This window comes from Mycobacterium gastri (assembly GCF_002102175.1).
GTDB classification, from domain to species: domain Bacteria; phylum Actinomycetota; class Actinomycetes; order Mycobacteriales; family Mycobacteriaceae; genus Mycobacterium; species Mycobacterium gastri.
Genome location: NZ_LQOX01000114.1, coordinates 14,412 through 28,557, shown reverse-complemented (window position 1 = coordinate 28,557; position 14,146 = coordinate 14,412). Strand labels below are relative to the sequence as shown.

The following is a 14,146-nucleotide window of genomic DNA, read 5'->3' as shown; positions in this document are numbered from 1 at the left end:
CACCAAGACCGCGGCCAACCCCGCACCAACACGTTCCATCACCCTGAAAAACTGCTCCGCGACGGAGACGACGACGACGAAACGGAGTAACTCCGTCAACCCAGGGTTAACTAATGCATGTCGGCCAGCGCCCGGCCCATTCGCGATACGGCTTCGGTCAGAATGGCTTGGCTGGTCGCAAAATTGATGCGCACATGCCCGTCCCCGCCCGTCCCGAAGACGTGGCCGGAACTCAGCGCCACGCGGGCGTGGTCCCGGAACCACCTGGCCGGACCCGACAGGTCCGACACCACCGCAAGGCCGTCGGCGGCCCGTTCGGTGAAACCGAGTGCGCGACAGTCCAGCCATGCCAGGTAAGTTCCTTGCGGCCACAGGTATTTCACCCCGGGAAGGTATTGCTCGACCAGACCGCCCAATAACGTTCGGTTGGCATCCAGGCCCTGCAGCACGGCGTCGAGCCAATCGCCGCCGCCGCGAAATGCTTCGGTGTGCGAGATGACACCGAGATGGCTTGGCCCGTGACTGACCTCCTCGGGCATGCGGCGAAGATCCGTGGCCGCTTCGGCGCCGGCGATGGCCACAGCGGCTTTGATCCCGCAGAGATTCCAAGCTTTCGAGGCGGACATCAAGCTGAATGCGTTCTCGGCGCCGGGCACGCTCAGGTACGGGGTGAATCGCGCCCCGCTCATGACGAGCGGAGCATGAATCTCGTCGGACACCACCCGGACGCCGAACCGGCCTGCGAGTTGGGCGATCTCGCTCAATTCGTCGACGGTGTGCACGGCGCCGGTCGGGTTGTGGGGATTGCACAACAGGTATGCGACGTTCCCGCTCGACTGACGGGCACGAGCGAATGCCTGCTCCAACGTCTCCATATCGATCCGGCCGTCGACACCGAGCGGTGCTTCGATGACCCGGCGGTTGTCATGGGACACGAACGCGTAGAAGGGTGCGTACACCGGCGAGTTGACGATGACCGCGTCACCGCGGTCGGTGACCAGGCGCAGTAGCTCGACAACCCCGAGCATCACGTCGGGCACGATCGCGGTGCGGCCGACCTCCAGATCGTGCCAATTCCAACGTTGCGAGGCGAATTCGGCCACCGCTTCGGCGTAGGCGGTGCCGTGAGGATATCCGGTGTCCCCGCGGTCGACGGCGCTGTGGATGGCGGAAGCCACCGTCGGCGCAAGGTTGACATCCATCTCCGCGACCCACAGCGGCAGGATATCGGCCGGGTAAGCACGCCATTTCATGCTGGTGCGGCTCTGCAATCGCTCGAGCGATGGCTCCTCCAGTGGGTTCGGGGGAAGTTGCGGAGCATCAGCTTTCGAGACATGTCCAGCATTCACAAGCAACTACCGTAGCGGGACCGCGCGTGTCCGGATGAGTGCGAGAGCGGTGATCAAATCGGTGGATGAGGTGATGGCCTGGAGGGAATACCTGCGCGGATGATCCGAACGGAGGTTTGATCAACTCGGGCGGAGCCAACGCTGGTGGAACGCGCAGGCGATACCATGGCCGAGCTATGAATCCAGCCGCTCATGTTGCCGCCCTGCGCCGCGCCGGTAGCCGGATCGCCGGTGGCGCCGAAGGGCGACTCGACCGCATCGTGCCCAGCTGCCCGGCGTGGCAGATTGCCGATCTGGTGTGGCACGTTGGGATCGTTCACATGTTCTGGCGGATGGTGGCACGCGGTGCGCTAGCCGGACCCGAGGCCTGGACCGAGCCCGATCGCCCCACCAACGATGACCTGCTGGTCTGGTTCCGCCGCGGTATAGACCTGACCGCCACCATTCTGGACAGCGTGGACCCGGACACACCGGCATGGACATGGGGCCGCCGAAACACCGTCAGCTTCATCGCTCGCAGAGTGGCCCAGGAAACGAGTGTGCACTGCTGGGATGCGGTCAAAGCCATCGGAGGCAACGAGCCCATAGAACAAGCCGTCGCAGTCGACGGGATCGATGAGTTCCTCGACGAGGTTCTGCCAGGTCTCTCACATGACCTGGCCGGACCAGTTCAGACCATCTGCCTGCGCGCCCACGACGATACGGGCGAATGGACCGTCCGAACCGGAGAAGGCTCCTGTCACCTGAGCCGATCGTGCGGTCAGGCCGACGCCACGGTGACCGCCACCGCATCCGATCTGCTGCTGCTCTTATGGGGCCGCCGTTCGCCCAATCAAGTATCGGTCGACGGCAACATGGCGGCGCTGCAACGCTTCTTGACCCGAGCAGACTTCTGACTCCTCACCGGCAGACCACCACTACGATCCGTCTGCGTGTCCGAGACGCCGTACCGCCACCACCCGTTCATCGCCGACTGGTACCGCACCAGGCCCAACTCCCGGACGTGGGCGCCTTGTTTTACCGATCGGTCGGCGTGGCTATTGTTGCGGTCGTCATACGGACATCACTTCGGTCTAGTCGCTCTGGTCCACCAGAACCGCGCCATCGGGCCGGCTCCCCAGCGTCTGCAGCCCGACGTCCTCCCCGCCGGCGGTGACGCGCACGATCTCGGCCAATTCCGTGGGCGCGTCACATTGCAGGTAATGATCGGCGCCGGGCACCACCCAGTAGCGGCTGCGCCCCGGCTGGTTTTTCAGAAACGCCTGCCACACATGGTTGGCGACGCGCAGCGGCGCCACGCTGTCGTGCAGTCCCCAGACCAGCGTGGTGTTCAGGGACATCGTGGAAAGCTCGTCGAGCCAACGGGTTTCGTCGGCCGTCCGCTCATGCAGATACTGAATGGTGTCGGGCAGCACCGAGATCCCGTCGTTGTGGGCAAAGCACTTCGCCAGCGCGGCGATCTCCGGGTCGTCCAGCGTCCGTCGCGGGATGAAGGTGCTGGCTCCCAGCCCGGCCGCCAGCAGTTCGGGTGTCGTCGCGGCGGCGGTGGCCCGCCCCGTTGCCGGGTCGAGCAGCTCCGTTTGGAACGCGGTGAGGTTCGACAGCGGCAGATAGATGTTGGCGTTGGTGATGATAACGTCGAGCGGCAGCGCCGGTTCGTCTTCGCCGGCCAGCATGCCCAGCGCGATCATGCCCACGCTGCTGCCGCGGTCATGGGTGAGCATCCGGAACCCGGTCAGCTGCCACACCCGCCTGATGGCGTGAACGAGCAGCCGCGCGTCGTCGTACAACGAGTAGACGTAGGGCTCCGGCGGCTTGTCGGACAATCCGTAGCCCGGGAAGTCCAACACGAAGATGTCGAACTCCGAACTCAGCTCACGCGCCAACCCGAAGTAGTCGATGCTGGACGTCGGGAAGCCGTGCACCAGCACCAGTGCCGGCGCCCCGGGCATGCCGCAGCGGCGGCTGAACACCGACACTTCGGCGCCGTCGTTGGCGGCGGTGGTCGACCGCCAACGCAATTGCGTTCCGCCGCTGTGCCATTCGGTGAAGATGTCCACGGGCGGGGTCCTTTCGCCGAGCTTAGGAGAAGGTCGCGATTGCCAGCAACAGCGGCAGCTGGTTGGAGCGCGGCTCGGGTGTCTGCAATCGGTCGGGTCCGAAGAACGAGCCGCTGAGGTAGTTGTCGGCGTTCCACACCGAGGTGGTGCTCACCTGACCTTGGTAACTGAAGTTGTCCAGCACATAGGGCACGGCGTCGGCTTCGAGCAGCGACGGACCGCTCATCAGCTGGAAGTGCAGGTGCGGGGCGTTGGAGTTGCCGGTGTTGCCCAGCTTGGCGATCTGTTGGCCCTTTTTGACCTTGTCACCCGGTTTGACCAGCAGCGTCCCTTTGATGAGGTGCGCGTAGAGCGCGTACACGCCGTCACCGAGGTCCAGGACGATGTGATTGCCGTCGATGGTGTTGATTGTCATCTTGGCGGCCAGGGCAGGATCGGCTGCCGGCAGGATGCCCGGTACGTTGGCTTCCACAGTATCCAGCGTTGAGGTCACCGTGCCGTCGGCCACCGCGTAGACGGGAACTCCGTACGAGACGTAACTTTCGTTGCGGGTTTGGTCTCCGACGTAGAAATTGCCCTGGTCGTCCATGTGCATCCAGTCGATCGCAAAACGTTGGCTGTTGTTCAGCTTCATGTTGACCGGCATGATGGCGTCACGGTGCGCCCAGCCCGGATCACAGCACCCGTTGAACGCCACCCAATTGTTGCCCCGCAGTGGCGGGCTGATCACCCGCGGCGTGCCGGCCGAGATGTCGAACGGAGCACCCAGGGTGTCCAGCGGGCCGGGTTCGTTGCTCACCGCCGGGTTGGTCACCCCGGTGCCATGCAGACGCAGCATGACCGCCTTCGGGAATTGCGCCAACGTGTCAAGGGTGAAGTCCAGTAGCAGCGTCCGCGATGTCTGGGGCGCGATGCTGAAGTCGGCGGAGGGCTGTTGAGTGAGCTGCCGTAATCGGTTGCAGTTTCCATAGTTACAGGCAGGGTCGACCAACTGCGGGCCGGCGAACGAGGCGAGCAGCTTCTTGGGATCCTGCGCATCGACCACGTCGACGGCAGTGAGGCTGGCCGGCCCCCCGGTGGCATTGGTGATCTGCACGTCGAAGGCCAAGTGATACTTGCCGTCACTGCCGGGGAAGGGAAATGTCGGCCGGCTGATCGGCGCAACGGTCAGCGGGGTGAAGGCGTCGGGCACCGTCACACCCGCGAGTGGGTTGGTTCGGGCCGGGGTGGCAGACGAGCCGCCGGCGCCGGTCTGGGTGCTCGACGAGCACGCGGCGACCAACAGGATCACCCACAAGGTGGCCAACGGTTTCCAGAGCGGACGGCGTGCGGGGTCAGGTGCCATCGGGTGCGCCTCCTTGGTCGGGGCCGGGTCCCGTGAGCTTAGTCTTCGGCACTGCTATTCCGGCCGAAGACATGCACGCCGGGGCTTACCATGCTGGGCATGATCACTACCCGGGTAATCGGCGTTGCCGAATATCAGATCAGCTCCGAGGAAGCCGGCGTGATCAATGCGCGGTATGTCTCTTCTGGCTCGGTTCGGTCGAGCGGCGGGATCGGTTCGGGACGGGCCCGGGGCGATACGTCCAATGGCTTCCCCGGCGATTACCGTGTGCAATACTTCGACGCCGCAGGCGAATTGACCGGCGACCTCGACTTGCGGATCCAGCGTGCCGGAGCGTCGTTGCTACTCGCCGTCGCTGTGGCACTGGTCGTAACGGCCTGCGGCGGAACGTCTCACCCGCGCCTGTGGGGAGCGTTCACCGAACGTGGCTTGGCCAACGTCCCGAGGAAGAGCGCGGGCGGAGCAGCCAAAACTTTGCGCCCCGGCATAACGACACGGAATCGTTAGCGAAAAACAACGACAACGAATATCCACCGTTACGTCATGTAGCGCCACAATCTAGGCCATACCACCCATGAGACAGTGCGTTCTGGCAGCCGCGACCGACGACGTTCCGCCGGGGATAGGGGGATCGTGCTCGAGCGGTTCCGGGCTGCGTGCGCGGTGGCGGCCGCCTTGTCGCTGGCCACCGCAGCGGTGTCGGCGAGCACCACGGCCGACGCCGCAGGCTTCGCGACGGTGAGCCCATGTCAACAGCGCACGCTGATCCTGTCGGCTTTTCCCGCCGAAGCCGACGCGGTCTTGGCGCACACCACGCTTGACCCCAACCCGGTTGTCGTCGCCCACCACCGCCACTTCTACCTCGGGGCGATCGCCGGAAAGAGGGTGATAGTGGCGATGACCGGCATCGGGCTGGTCAACGCCACCCGGACCACCGAGATCGCCCTTGATCGCTTCACCTGCTCGTCCGGCATTGCCGTTGGCGCAGTGGTGTTTTCGGGTGTCGCCGGCGGCGCCGGACGTACCGCGATAGGAGACGTGGCCATCCCGGCGCGTTGGACCCTGGACAACGGCGCGACATTTCAGGCCGTCGATCCCGGCATGCTGGCCTCGGCCCAGAGTTTGGCCGTCAGCCTGGGCAACGTCAACAATCTCGGCAATCCCGCTTGCCTGTGCAAGCACGTACCCACCGTGCCACTGATCAACCTGGGACGACAGACGCAACTCTTCGTCGGCGGCGACGGCTCCAGCAGCGACAACAACAACGGCCAGGCGTTTCCCTGTATCCCCAACGGCGGCGACGTCTTTGGTTGCCAGCCGTGCTCGGCGCCGGACCGCTCACTGCTCTACACCGGCAACTTTCTGCACGCGCTGTTGCCGTTCCTGGCCCGCGGCTTGCTCAGCAACCTGAAGATTCCGGTACAGAACCCGGCCTTCGACGCTGTGGACCAGGAGACGGCGGCGGCGCAAGAGGTCGCCAACGCGCGTGGCATACCGTTCCTGGGCATCCGCGGCATGTCCGACGGCCCCGGTGACCCGCTGAACCTGCCCGGCTTTCCGTTCCAGTTCTTTCTCTACAAGCAGATCGCGGCCGAAAACGCGGCACTGGTTGCCCAGGCGTTTCTGCAGAACTGGGCCGGCGCCTAACGCGCACGGCTATCCGGCGTCGCGAGCGACCGGGCGGGTCGGATCCAAACTCCACTCGGACCACGATCCGGGATACAGCGCTGCCTCACGACCCACCGCAGCGAGCGCGGCGACGATGATGGCAGCGGTGATACCCGATCCGCAGTAGGCGCCCACCGGGCCGTCGGGACCGATGCCGCAACCGGATAACAGCCGGGCAAGCGCATCCTCGTCGAGAAACGTTCCATCGCAAGCCAGTACGGTGGCACTGGGGAGATTTATCGCGCCGGGAATGTGACCGGCCGCCGCGTCGACCGGCTCCACATCGCCGCGAAAGCGCTCCGGTGCCCGGGCATCCAGCAGCTGCGTCGTGCCTGACCTGGATTGCTGCGCGGTCAAGGTAGGCCGGCATCCGGCAGCCAGATCATCATGGCCCACAAGCACATTCCCGGCGGGAGGCGCCACTGGTCCGGTCTCCAATGGTTCTTCAGCTGACCGCCACGCAGCCAGGCCACCGTCGAGGATGCGGACGTTCTCGATCCCGGCCGCGGTGAGCACCCACCACGCTCGCGCCGAACCGGCCCGGTTCCAGTCGTCGTACGCCACGACCAGGCCGTCCTGCCGAATTCCCCAGCGGCGCGCGGCCGCCTGAAGACTGCGCCCCGAGGGTAGTGGGTGACGGCCACGGCCGGCGACGGTGTGGTCGCTGAGTTCGTCTTCCAGCGAGACGTATACCGCTCCGGGGAGGTGGCCCCGCAGATAGGCGGGATGGCCGTCCGGTTCGTCGAGTCGCCACCGCACATCGAGCAGGGCGACCGGGTCACCGGCCCGGATTCGGTTGGCCAGCTCGGCGACGCTGATCAGTACCTGGTCTCTTGCGTTCACCCGATTCACCTCGTTGTCCGCGGAGGGGTGCCGTCGAAGGCGACAACAAGCCTAGTGCCCGGCCAGACGATTCAGGCCGCGTTACCGGCAACCAACGGTGCAAGCAGCGACCGGTCGAAAAAGACTTCGTCGTACACGACCTTTCCGTCGCGGAGAAAAACGATGTCGGCACCATGGATTTCGAGATGGGTATCCCCGGCGCGCAGCCGGAACGTGGCGTCCCATGTCACCGCGGCGCCGTCGGCGCCGTCGAACGGGAACACCTCCCGAGCCGACCAGGTCATCTCCCAGCGATCGAAAAGCTTTGAGAGGTAACGGCGTAACGCGTCGCGACTATCGATGGCCCCCGCTCCGACGTTGGGATCACGATAGACGAAGGGTTCGGTGTACCACGCCACAACCTCTTCGACATCATGGCGGTTCCATGCGCCCAGAAAGGCTTCGGATTGGCGGAGCCACTCGGCTGTGTTCATGCCGCCTCCTGCAGATCGAGCCATTACAATTTTAGAATAATCGTTCTAAAAGTCAAGAGTGCGGCGAAGTCTGGTCAAGCACAATGGGTTGGGTGGGCAGGCCGCGACGACACGACACCGAAGCGATGCTCGACGCCGCGCGCTCGATCGCGCTGGAGCGCGGGGCACGTGCAGTCACCGTCGACGCCATCGCCGCGCTGAGCGGTGCTTCGGTGGGTTCGCTCTACAACCGCTTCGGCTCCCGCGACAAGATCCTGACCGCCGCATGGCAACGGGCACTCGAGCGCTTCCAGGAACCGTTCCTGGACCAGTTGCGCCGAGACGATCTCAATGAGGCCGCGCTTGGTGCCGCACGGTGGATCATGGAGTTTGCCCGCAACCAGCCCGACGATGCGCGACTGCTCGCCGCGTTTCGCCCCGCAGATGTGCTTACCGATCCCAATGCCCCTGCGGCACGGCGCCTTGCCAGTGGCAACGCAGCCATTCGCGATGCGCTGCGCAGACTTGCCGAACGCACCGGCGGGGACGATCGCGCCCGCGAACTGCTGTCACTGGCCATCATCGATATCGCCGGCGGCGCAATTCGCCGACGGCTGCTCAATCGAGCACCGATTTCTGCGGCCTTCGAAGCCGACGTCCTGGCCGCTGTCGGCGCCGTGCTTGACCGCATTGCGCTCAGCTGAACCTCAGATGAACACGGCCGGTTTGCTGGATTGGTCCGCGACCGGGCGCACCGGACGATACCTTGGTGGCACCGGCGAAAGTAGGTGAATCAGATCGGTGGCGCGGTGGTTTCGCAATAGCGTGACGATGTGGCTCGCGGCAGCTGTCGCGACGGCGGTCCCGGCTGCAGCGGTGCCCAACACTCAGTGCGCGCTGACCACAGCGGTCCAGGAGGTGCCCAGTGTGTCGCAGTTGCCGCCGGAGTTGCGCACACTCCTGCCACCGATCGCGGACATCGGTGCGCCTTTCAACAAGACGGACGCGGTCACCGATCCGTCATTGCCGTTTCGGCGACTGATTCGTGCCGGCAATCGTGGCAGCGACTGGTTCGTCTGGTTCCGCCCTATCCACAAGGCACCTGGGCCGACTCCGCCTACTTACGCGTTTCGATGTCGACGCGAGGTGGCGCGGGCGTTCACTGCGTGACGTGAGGGCCGCTGCGCCACTTCGGAACTGCAGGAATCGCCCACGTCGGCACCAGTGCCCCGCTAGTATCCGGCGTGGTCGCGCGATGCGGCAATTCCGATAGAGAGGGACACCTCATGGGACTCGTCCTCGGCGTCATCGTGGCTATCGTGGCAGTCTTCATCGTGCTGCTGGTGATGGTGATCGCCGGCTATAACGGTCTGGTTCGGGCCCGCAACGCCTACAAGAATGCGTTCGCGCAGATCGACGTCCAGATGCGCCGCCGCTTCGACCTCATCCCCAACCTGGTCGAAACGGCCAGGGCGTACATGGCCCACGAGCGCCAAACGCTGGAGGCCGTGGTGAATGCCCGAAACATGGCGATGGCGGGGCTATCCGCCGCACAGGCGAACCCGGGGGATCCCGCTGCGATGCAACAACTCTCGGCCGGACAGCAGCGGCTGGATGGCGCGTTGGGCCGGCTTATCGCGGTCGCCGAGAGCTACCCCGACCTCAAGGCCAACCAGACCATGATGCAGCTTTCGGAGGAGTTGACCTCGACCGAGAACAAGGTTGCGTTCTCCCGGCAGGCCTACAACGACGCGGTCATGAGCTACAACAATCGCCGCGAAACGTTCCCGGGCAACATCTACGCGGGCATGTTCGGCTTCACCGCGGCTGCGCTGCTCGAGCTTCCGCCGGATCGCCCGGAGATGCGGGAAGCGCCGCGGGTCCAGTTCTGACGCATCGAGCGGCGTGAACTTCTTCGACCACCAGCGCGCGGCCCGGAGTAGCACGCTCAAGCTGGTGTTCCTGTTCATCGTCGCGGTGGTGGCGATGGTTGCCTTCATCGATGCCGCCGCCGCGGTCGCGATGACGTATCGAAGGGCCGATCCCTCAGCGGTCCTGGGCGTCGTCGTCGGCCTCACGGCGGTGACGTTGGTGATCATCGCCGGCGGCATGATTACCAAGACGGTCGCGCTGCGCCAGGGCGGGGCGGCCGTTGCCGCCTCGGTCGGGGCCGTCCAAATCGACCCGACGAGCTCCGACCCGCGGTTGCGCCGACTCGTCAACGTCGTCGAGGAAATGTCGCTGGCATCCGGGGTGCCGGCCCCGCGCCTGTTCGTCCTGGCGGAGGAGCCCGGCATCAACGCGTTCGCGGCCGGTTTCACCCCGGCCGACGCGGCGATCACAGTCACCAGCGGGGCGCTGTCGCAGCTCAATCGCGACGAGCTGCAAGGTGTGATCGCCCACGAGTTCAGCCACATCCTCAACGGCGACATGCGGTTGAACATCAGGCTGATCGGCCTGTTGAGCGGGATCCTGCTGATTGGCCTGACCGGTCTGCGGGTCCTGCAGTTTGGCGGAGGCCGCGGCGGCGGTTCCAAGAACGGCGCGCCGATCGCGATGATCGCGCTGGCGATGATGGTGCTCGGCTTCATCGGGGTGTTCTTCGCCAACATCATCAAGGCGGCGGTGTCACGACAGCGTGAATGGTTGGCCGACGCGTCCGCGGTGCAATTCACCCGTCAGACCGACGGACTCGTCGGGGCGCTGAAGAAGATCGCGGGCATCGCGTCCGGATCGGCGCTGCGCGACACCCGCAGTGCGACCGAAGTCAGCCACATGTTGTTCGGCGAGGGCCGGCGGTCGTTCCGCGCGTGGTACGCCACGCATCCGCCGCTGGTGGACCGGATCAAGGCGCTCGATCCCAGCTTCGACCCGGGTGAGGTGGCCGCGCTCAAGCAGCGCTACGGACAACGATTACCCGACGGGCTCGCCGAGGACGCGATGGCCGGATTCGCCCCGACCGGCCCTGCCTCGGCTGTCGGCGGGGCCGTTCCGCCCACCGCGACGGGGGCAGGGCCGTTCGGGGCCGGTCGGCGTGGCATCAGTCCCGAGCAGGTGGCCGATCGCGCCGGCACGCTGACCCGGGCCGACCTGCTGCACGGCGCGGCGCTGCACGCCACGATTCCACCGGACGCTCGTCGGCTGGCCACCCAGCCGAGCACCGCCCCGGCCGCGATCATCGCGTTGCTGCTGGCCCGTCCCGGCGATCCGCTGCATGCTCGCCAGCTCGACTCGGTAGCGCAGCGGCTAGGGCACCCGGAGGCGCAGGCAGCCGCCGCGCTGGTGGACACGATGACGGCGTTGCCTGCCGAGCTACGGCTACCTTTGGTCGATCTGGCTATCCCGCAGCTCGCCGCCCATCCGCCCGCCTTCCGGGAAGCGCTATTTGGGGTGCTCAACGATCTCGCCGTCGCGGACGGCTCGGTGTCGATGTTCGAGTACTGCGTGACGCGGCTGGTCTGGAGCTACCTGCAGGACGCGGCCAATCCGCACCGCCGAAGCAAGGTCGGCAATGGCTCGCTCGACCAGGTGCGGCCGACGGTGACGACGTTGCTCGCGACGCTCGCGGTCGCCGGCGCCGGCGACCAGGAGTCGGCTCGGCGGGCCTACGACAGCGCGCTGCGCCGGTTATACCCCGATGCCGCAGCGTCACCGCCGCGGCAAGTGACCTGGCAGCACGCGCTCGACCAAGGCTGGGCCGGACTGGACAGCCTGGCGCCGAAGGCCAAGCAGGCACTCGTGGAAGCTATGGCCGTGGCGGTGACCGCCGACGGCACCGTGACGACGGCAGAGGCCGAGATGCTGCGTGCGGCATGTGCATTGATGCATGTGCCGTTGCCCGCATTGCTCACCTGACCGGTCAAACTGATTCGTCTTGCGGGACGTCTGGGTGGTTACCGCCAGGCTTCCCAGCTGACCATGGTCCGCATCGGCCCGGCGAACACCGGACGTACCGCTGCGGAGCGCCAACGCTCTTCGACGGCCGGAGCCAGCGCGATGGTGGTGGCCAGCGGTTCACGAAGCGGCCACTTCGGCGAGCGCCTGCGGGTTCTCCAGGTAGTGCGTCAGGCAGCTGTGGACGAACGTGGCGCAGATGGTGGTGGCGCCCTGCGCGGCGGTCTCAGCGAGGACGTCGCGGGCCAGCTGGGGTTCGCCGATCGGGTCCAGCGGCACCGAGGGCGTGAGCACCACTTCGAATCCTGGCCGGATTTCGAAGCGGCTCAGCCACTCTCGCGCTTGTCGCAGGCTCACGTTGAAGGGCGCCCAGCCGTCGGCCAGCGTCGCGGCTCGCCGCAGTGACCGCACGGTGCGTCCGCCGAACCAGATGGGGACGTGCGACTGGACCGCGCACGGGTCGACGACCACGCCGTCGAAGGAATAAAACTGGCCATGGTACGCGGGCTCGGGCACCGACAGTGCCGAGCGCAACGCTCGCAACGCGTCGTCGGCCCGTGCTCCACGATCGGCGAACGGAGCGCTGATGAGGTGGAATTCCTCTTCGAGGCTGCCTACGCCGCACCGGCGTGGCAATCGACAGCTTTGCGGCGACGGCGCTCATCGCGCTAAATTCTAACAGTGCTCGAATTATTTCGAACGCTGCTCGAATAGGTGGTTCAATGACCTCCACGGAACGGCGCCCCTACGGCGAACTCGACCGCGCTCAAGTGGTGGAGTGCCTGCGCAACCTGGCCCGGCGGGTGGGCGTGCAGCAGGTGACCATGCGTGAGCTCGCCGCCGAGCTCGGCGCCGCGGTCCCGTCGGTGTACTACCACGTCCCGGGCAAGCAAGCCGCCCTGGATCTGCTCGCCGAATCTGTTCTGGCCGACATCCCCGAACCCGAAGCCGGCCCCTGGGATACCCGGCTCACCGAGCTTTACTGTGCCGCACGCGAAGTGATGTTCGACGTCCCCGGCGTCGCCGGCGTCCTGCAAACCAGTGGCGGCGGGGAACGAGCCCGCCGCCTGGACAAACTGAGCCGCGCACTTCTCGGCGAAGCCGGACTCGCCAAAAACGTTGTTGCCGCTGCACATTCGGTGCTGTACACCTACCTGCTGGGTTCGATCAGCCTGGAGGAGTCCCGCGGCAAGCGTCAGCCCGCATCGCGGTTCCGGGCCGGACTCGACGTCGTCATCGCCGGTGTCAAGGCGCGCGCGGAGCACCGATGAGCACCCCGAAGCTGAGGCCGCTGATTGTCGAAAACCACGACAGCCCGTCCGGTCAGGACGCCGCCGCCGTGCTGAATCCGGATACGTATCTCGCCGGTGCGCCGTTCGAGGCGTTGCGCCGGTTACGGGCCCACGCGCCAGTACATCCGGTGCAACTGATCGGACTGCCCAGAACGTGGTTGCTGACCCGCCACGCCGATGTGCGACTGGTCAGTCGCGACACCGAGACGTTCACCAGCAGCAAGGGCAACACCCTGGTGGCGGTCGAGGCCGCGCCTGACTCGGCGATGTTGCCGGGAATCGACCCCCCGCGACACATCCACTACCGCAAGCTGATCAACCAGGGCTTCACCGCCCGCAATGTGCTGCGCCTGGAACCGCGGATGCGCCAAGTCGCCCGCGACATCGTCGCCAACATCATCGACAAGGGTGAATTCGACGCCGTCACAGATATTTCCGCGGAAATATCGCTGCAGGTGATCGCCGAGGTACTGGGCGTGCCCGCCGCAGACCGGATGGACGTCTTCCGGTGGAGCAACGCGATCGGCAGCCTGGGCATCGAAGACCCCGACTACGCTCCAACACCCGAGGCACTCGGGCAGGCGGTCACCGAAATGTTCGCCTACTGCGGCGAATTGGTCGAACACCGGCGACAGCACGGTCTCACCGACGACATCCTGTCGGCCCTGCTCGCCGCCGAGGTCGACGGCGACCGGCTCAACCGCGACCAGCTCAACGAATTCTTCCTGCTGCTGGCGATCGCCGGTAACGAGACCACCCGCAACACCCTCAGCCACGGCATCCTGGCGCTGTCCGAGCACCCCGACCAGCAGGCGCTGCTGGCCCGCGATCGTGACGCGGCCAAGCCCGCCGTCGAGGAACTGCTGCGCTGGGCCACCCCGGTGATGCACTTCCGCCGCACCGTCACTCGCGACGTCGAGATCCGCGGCCAGCACATCCGCGCCGGCGACTGGGTGCTGATGCACTACCTGTCGGCCAACCGCGACGAGGGCGTGTTCGAGCGGGCCGCCGAATTCGATATCGCCCGCGGGTGGTCCGGCCCGGGGCCCGACCATGTCGCGTTCGGCGGCGGGGGAGTGCACTTCTGCCTGGGCGCTCAGCTGGCCCGGCTGGAACTGCGGGTCATGCTGGAAGAGTTGTATCCACGTGTGCCCGGCCTCGTCGTCACCGGGTCGCCCGACCGGCTGCGGTCTTCGTTCTTCCACGGGATCAAACGGCTGCCGTGTGCGGTGGGTTGAGCAGC

The 14,146-nt window shown here is 66.1% G+C and carries 13 protein-coding genes and 1 pseudogene; 8 read left to right on the top strand and 6 right to left on the bottom strand.

Translation table 11 applies throughout. From position 1 onward, the window contains the following. Positions 1-110 precede the first annotated feature (110 nt). A complete protein-coding gene (locus AWC07_RS14870; RefSeq protein ID WP_051508281.1) occupies positions 111-1,253 on the bottom strand; it encodes a MalY/PatB family protein in 1,143 nt (380 codons plus the stop codon). Between the two features lie 272 nt (positions 1,254-1,525). Here AWC07_RS14870 and AWC07_RS14865 point away from each other — a divergent pair, with 272 nt between their 5' ends. After that, complete coding sequence (locus tag AWC07_RS14865; protein ID WP_036419799.1) at positions 1,526-2,245, top strand: maleylpyruvate isomerase family mycothiol-dependent enzyme; 720 nt, start codon at positions 1,526-1,528, stop codon at positions 2,243-2,245. A 177-nt stretch (positions 2,246-2,422) separates the two neighbouring features. On the opposite strand, the gene AWC07_RS14860 is transcribed toward AWC07_RS14865, so the two are convergent. After that, a complete protein-coding gene (locus tag AWC07_RS14860; RefSeq protein WP_036419796.1) occupies positions 2,423-3,409 on the bottom strand; it encodes an alpha/beta fold hydrolase in 987 nt (328 codons plus the stop codon). Positions 3,410-3,431: 22 nt separating this feature from the next. After that, positions 3,432-4,754, bottom strand: a complete 1,323-nt coding sequence (locus AWC07_RS14855) for a M23 family metallopeptidase (protein ID WP_036419795.1) — start codon at positions 4,752-4,754, stop codon at positions 3,432-3,434. Between the two features lie 99 nt (positions 4,755-4,853). Between AWC07_RS14855 and AWC07_RS14850 the strand changes: the two genes are divergently transcribed. Beyond that, positions 4,854-5,261, top strand: a complete 408-nt coding sequence (locus AWC07_RS14850) for a hypothetical protein (protein WP_244187593.1) — start codon at positions 4,854-4,856, stop codon at positions 5,259-5,261. Positions 5,262-5,387: 126 nt separating this feature from the next. Then, positions 5,388-6,401 (top strand): 5'-methylthioadenosine/S-adenosylhomocysteine nucleosidase, encoded by a 1,014-nt coding sequence (locus AWC07_RS14845; protein ID WP_244187592.1) that lies wholly within the window; start codon positions 5,388-5,390, stop codon positions 6,399-6,401. Positions 6,402-6,410: 9 nt separating this feature from the next. Here the strand turns inward: AWC07_RS14845 and AWC07_RS14840 are convergent, their stop codons facing one another. Both AWC07_RS14840 and AWC07_RS14835 read right to left on the bottom strand, forming a co-directional pair. Then, a complete protein-coding gene (locus tag AWC07_RS14840) occupies positions 6,411-7,265 on the bottom strand; it encodes a sulfurtransferase (RefSeq protein WP_036419805.1) in 855 nt (284 codons plus the stop codon). 71 nt (positions 7,266-7,336) lie between these two features. Continuing rightward, on the bottom strand, positions 7,337-7,738 hold the full coding sequence (locus AWC07_RS14835; protein WP_036419792.1) for a nuclear transport factor 2 family protein: 402 nt from the start codon (positions 7,736-7,738) through the stop codon (positions 7,337-7,339). A 92-nt stretch (positions 7,739-7,830) separates the two neighbouring features. Here AWC07_RS14835 and AWC07_RS14830 point away from each other — a divergent pair, with 92 nt between their 5' ends. The 3 genes from AWC07_RS14830 (at position 7,831) to AWC07_RS14815 (ending at position 11,572) form a co-directional block, all read left to right on the top strand. Next, on the top strand, positions 7,831-8,421 hold the full coding sequence (locus AWC07_RS14830) for a TetR/AcrR family transcriptional regulator (protein ID WP_167380079.1): 591 nt from the start codon (positions 7,831-7,833) through the stop codon (positions 8,419-8,421). Between the two features lie 615 nt (positions 8,422-9,036). After that, complete coding sequence (locus AWC07_RS14820) at positions 9,037-9,609, top strand: LemA family protein (protein WP_244187591.1); 573 nt, start codon at positions 9,037-9,039, stop codon at positions 9,607-9,609. 13 nt (positions 9,610-9,622) lie between these two features. Next, the gene (locus tag AWC07_RS14815; RefSeq protein WP_036419785.1) at positions 9,623-11,572 is read left to right on the top strand and encodes a M48 family metallopeptidase; all 1,950 of its coding nucleotides are present in this window, start codon (positions 9,623-9,625) and stop codon (positions 11,570-11,572) included. Between the two features lie 159 nt (positions 11,573-11,731). Here AWC07_RS14815 and AWC07_RS14810 read toward each other — a convergent pair. Beyond that, positions 11,732-12,250: pseudogene (locus tag AWC07_RS14810) on the bottom strand (LLM class flavin-dependent oxidoreductase); the annotation flags it as partial. Positions 12,251-12,333: 83 nt separating this feature from the next. Here AWC07_RS14810 and AWC07_RS14805 point away from each other — a divergent pair. After that, positions 12,334-12,882: a TetR/AcrR family transcriptional regulator C-terminal domain-containing protein gene (locus AWC07_RS14805; protein WP_036419783.1), complete on the top strand. Its 549-nt coding sequence runs from the start codon at positions 12,334-12,336 to the stop codon at positions 12,880-12,882. Continuing rightward, positions 12,879-14,141: a cytochrome P450 gene (locus tag AWC07_RS14800; protein ID WP_036419780.1), complete on the top strand. Its 1,263-nt coding sequence runs from the start codon at positions 12,879-12,881 to the stop codon at positions 14,139-14,141. Before AWC07_RS14805 ends, AWC07_RS14800 begins: the two co-directional genes overlap by 4 nt. Positions 14,142-14,146: the final 5 nt, after the last annotated feature.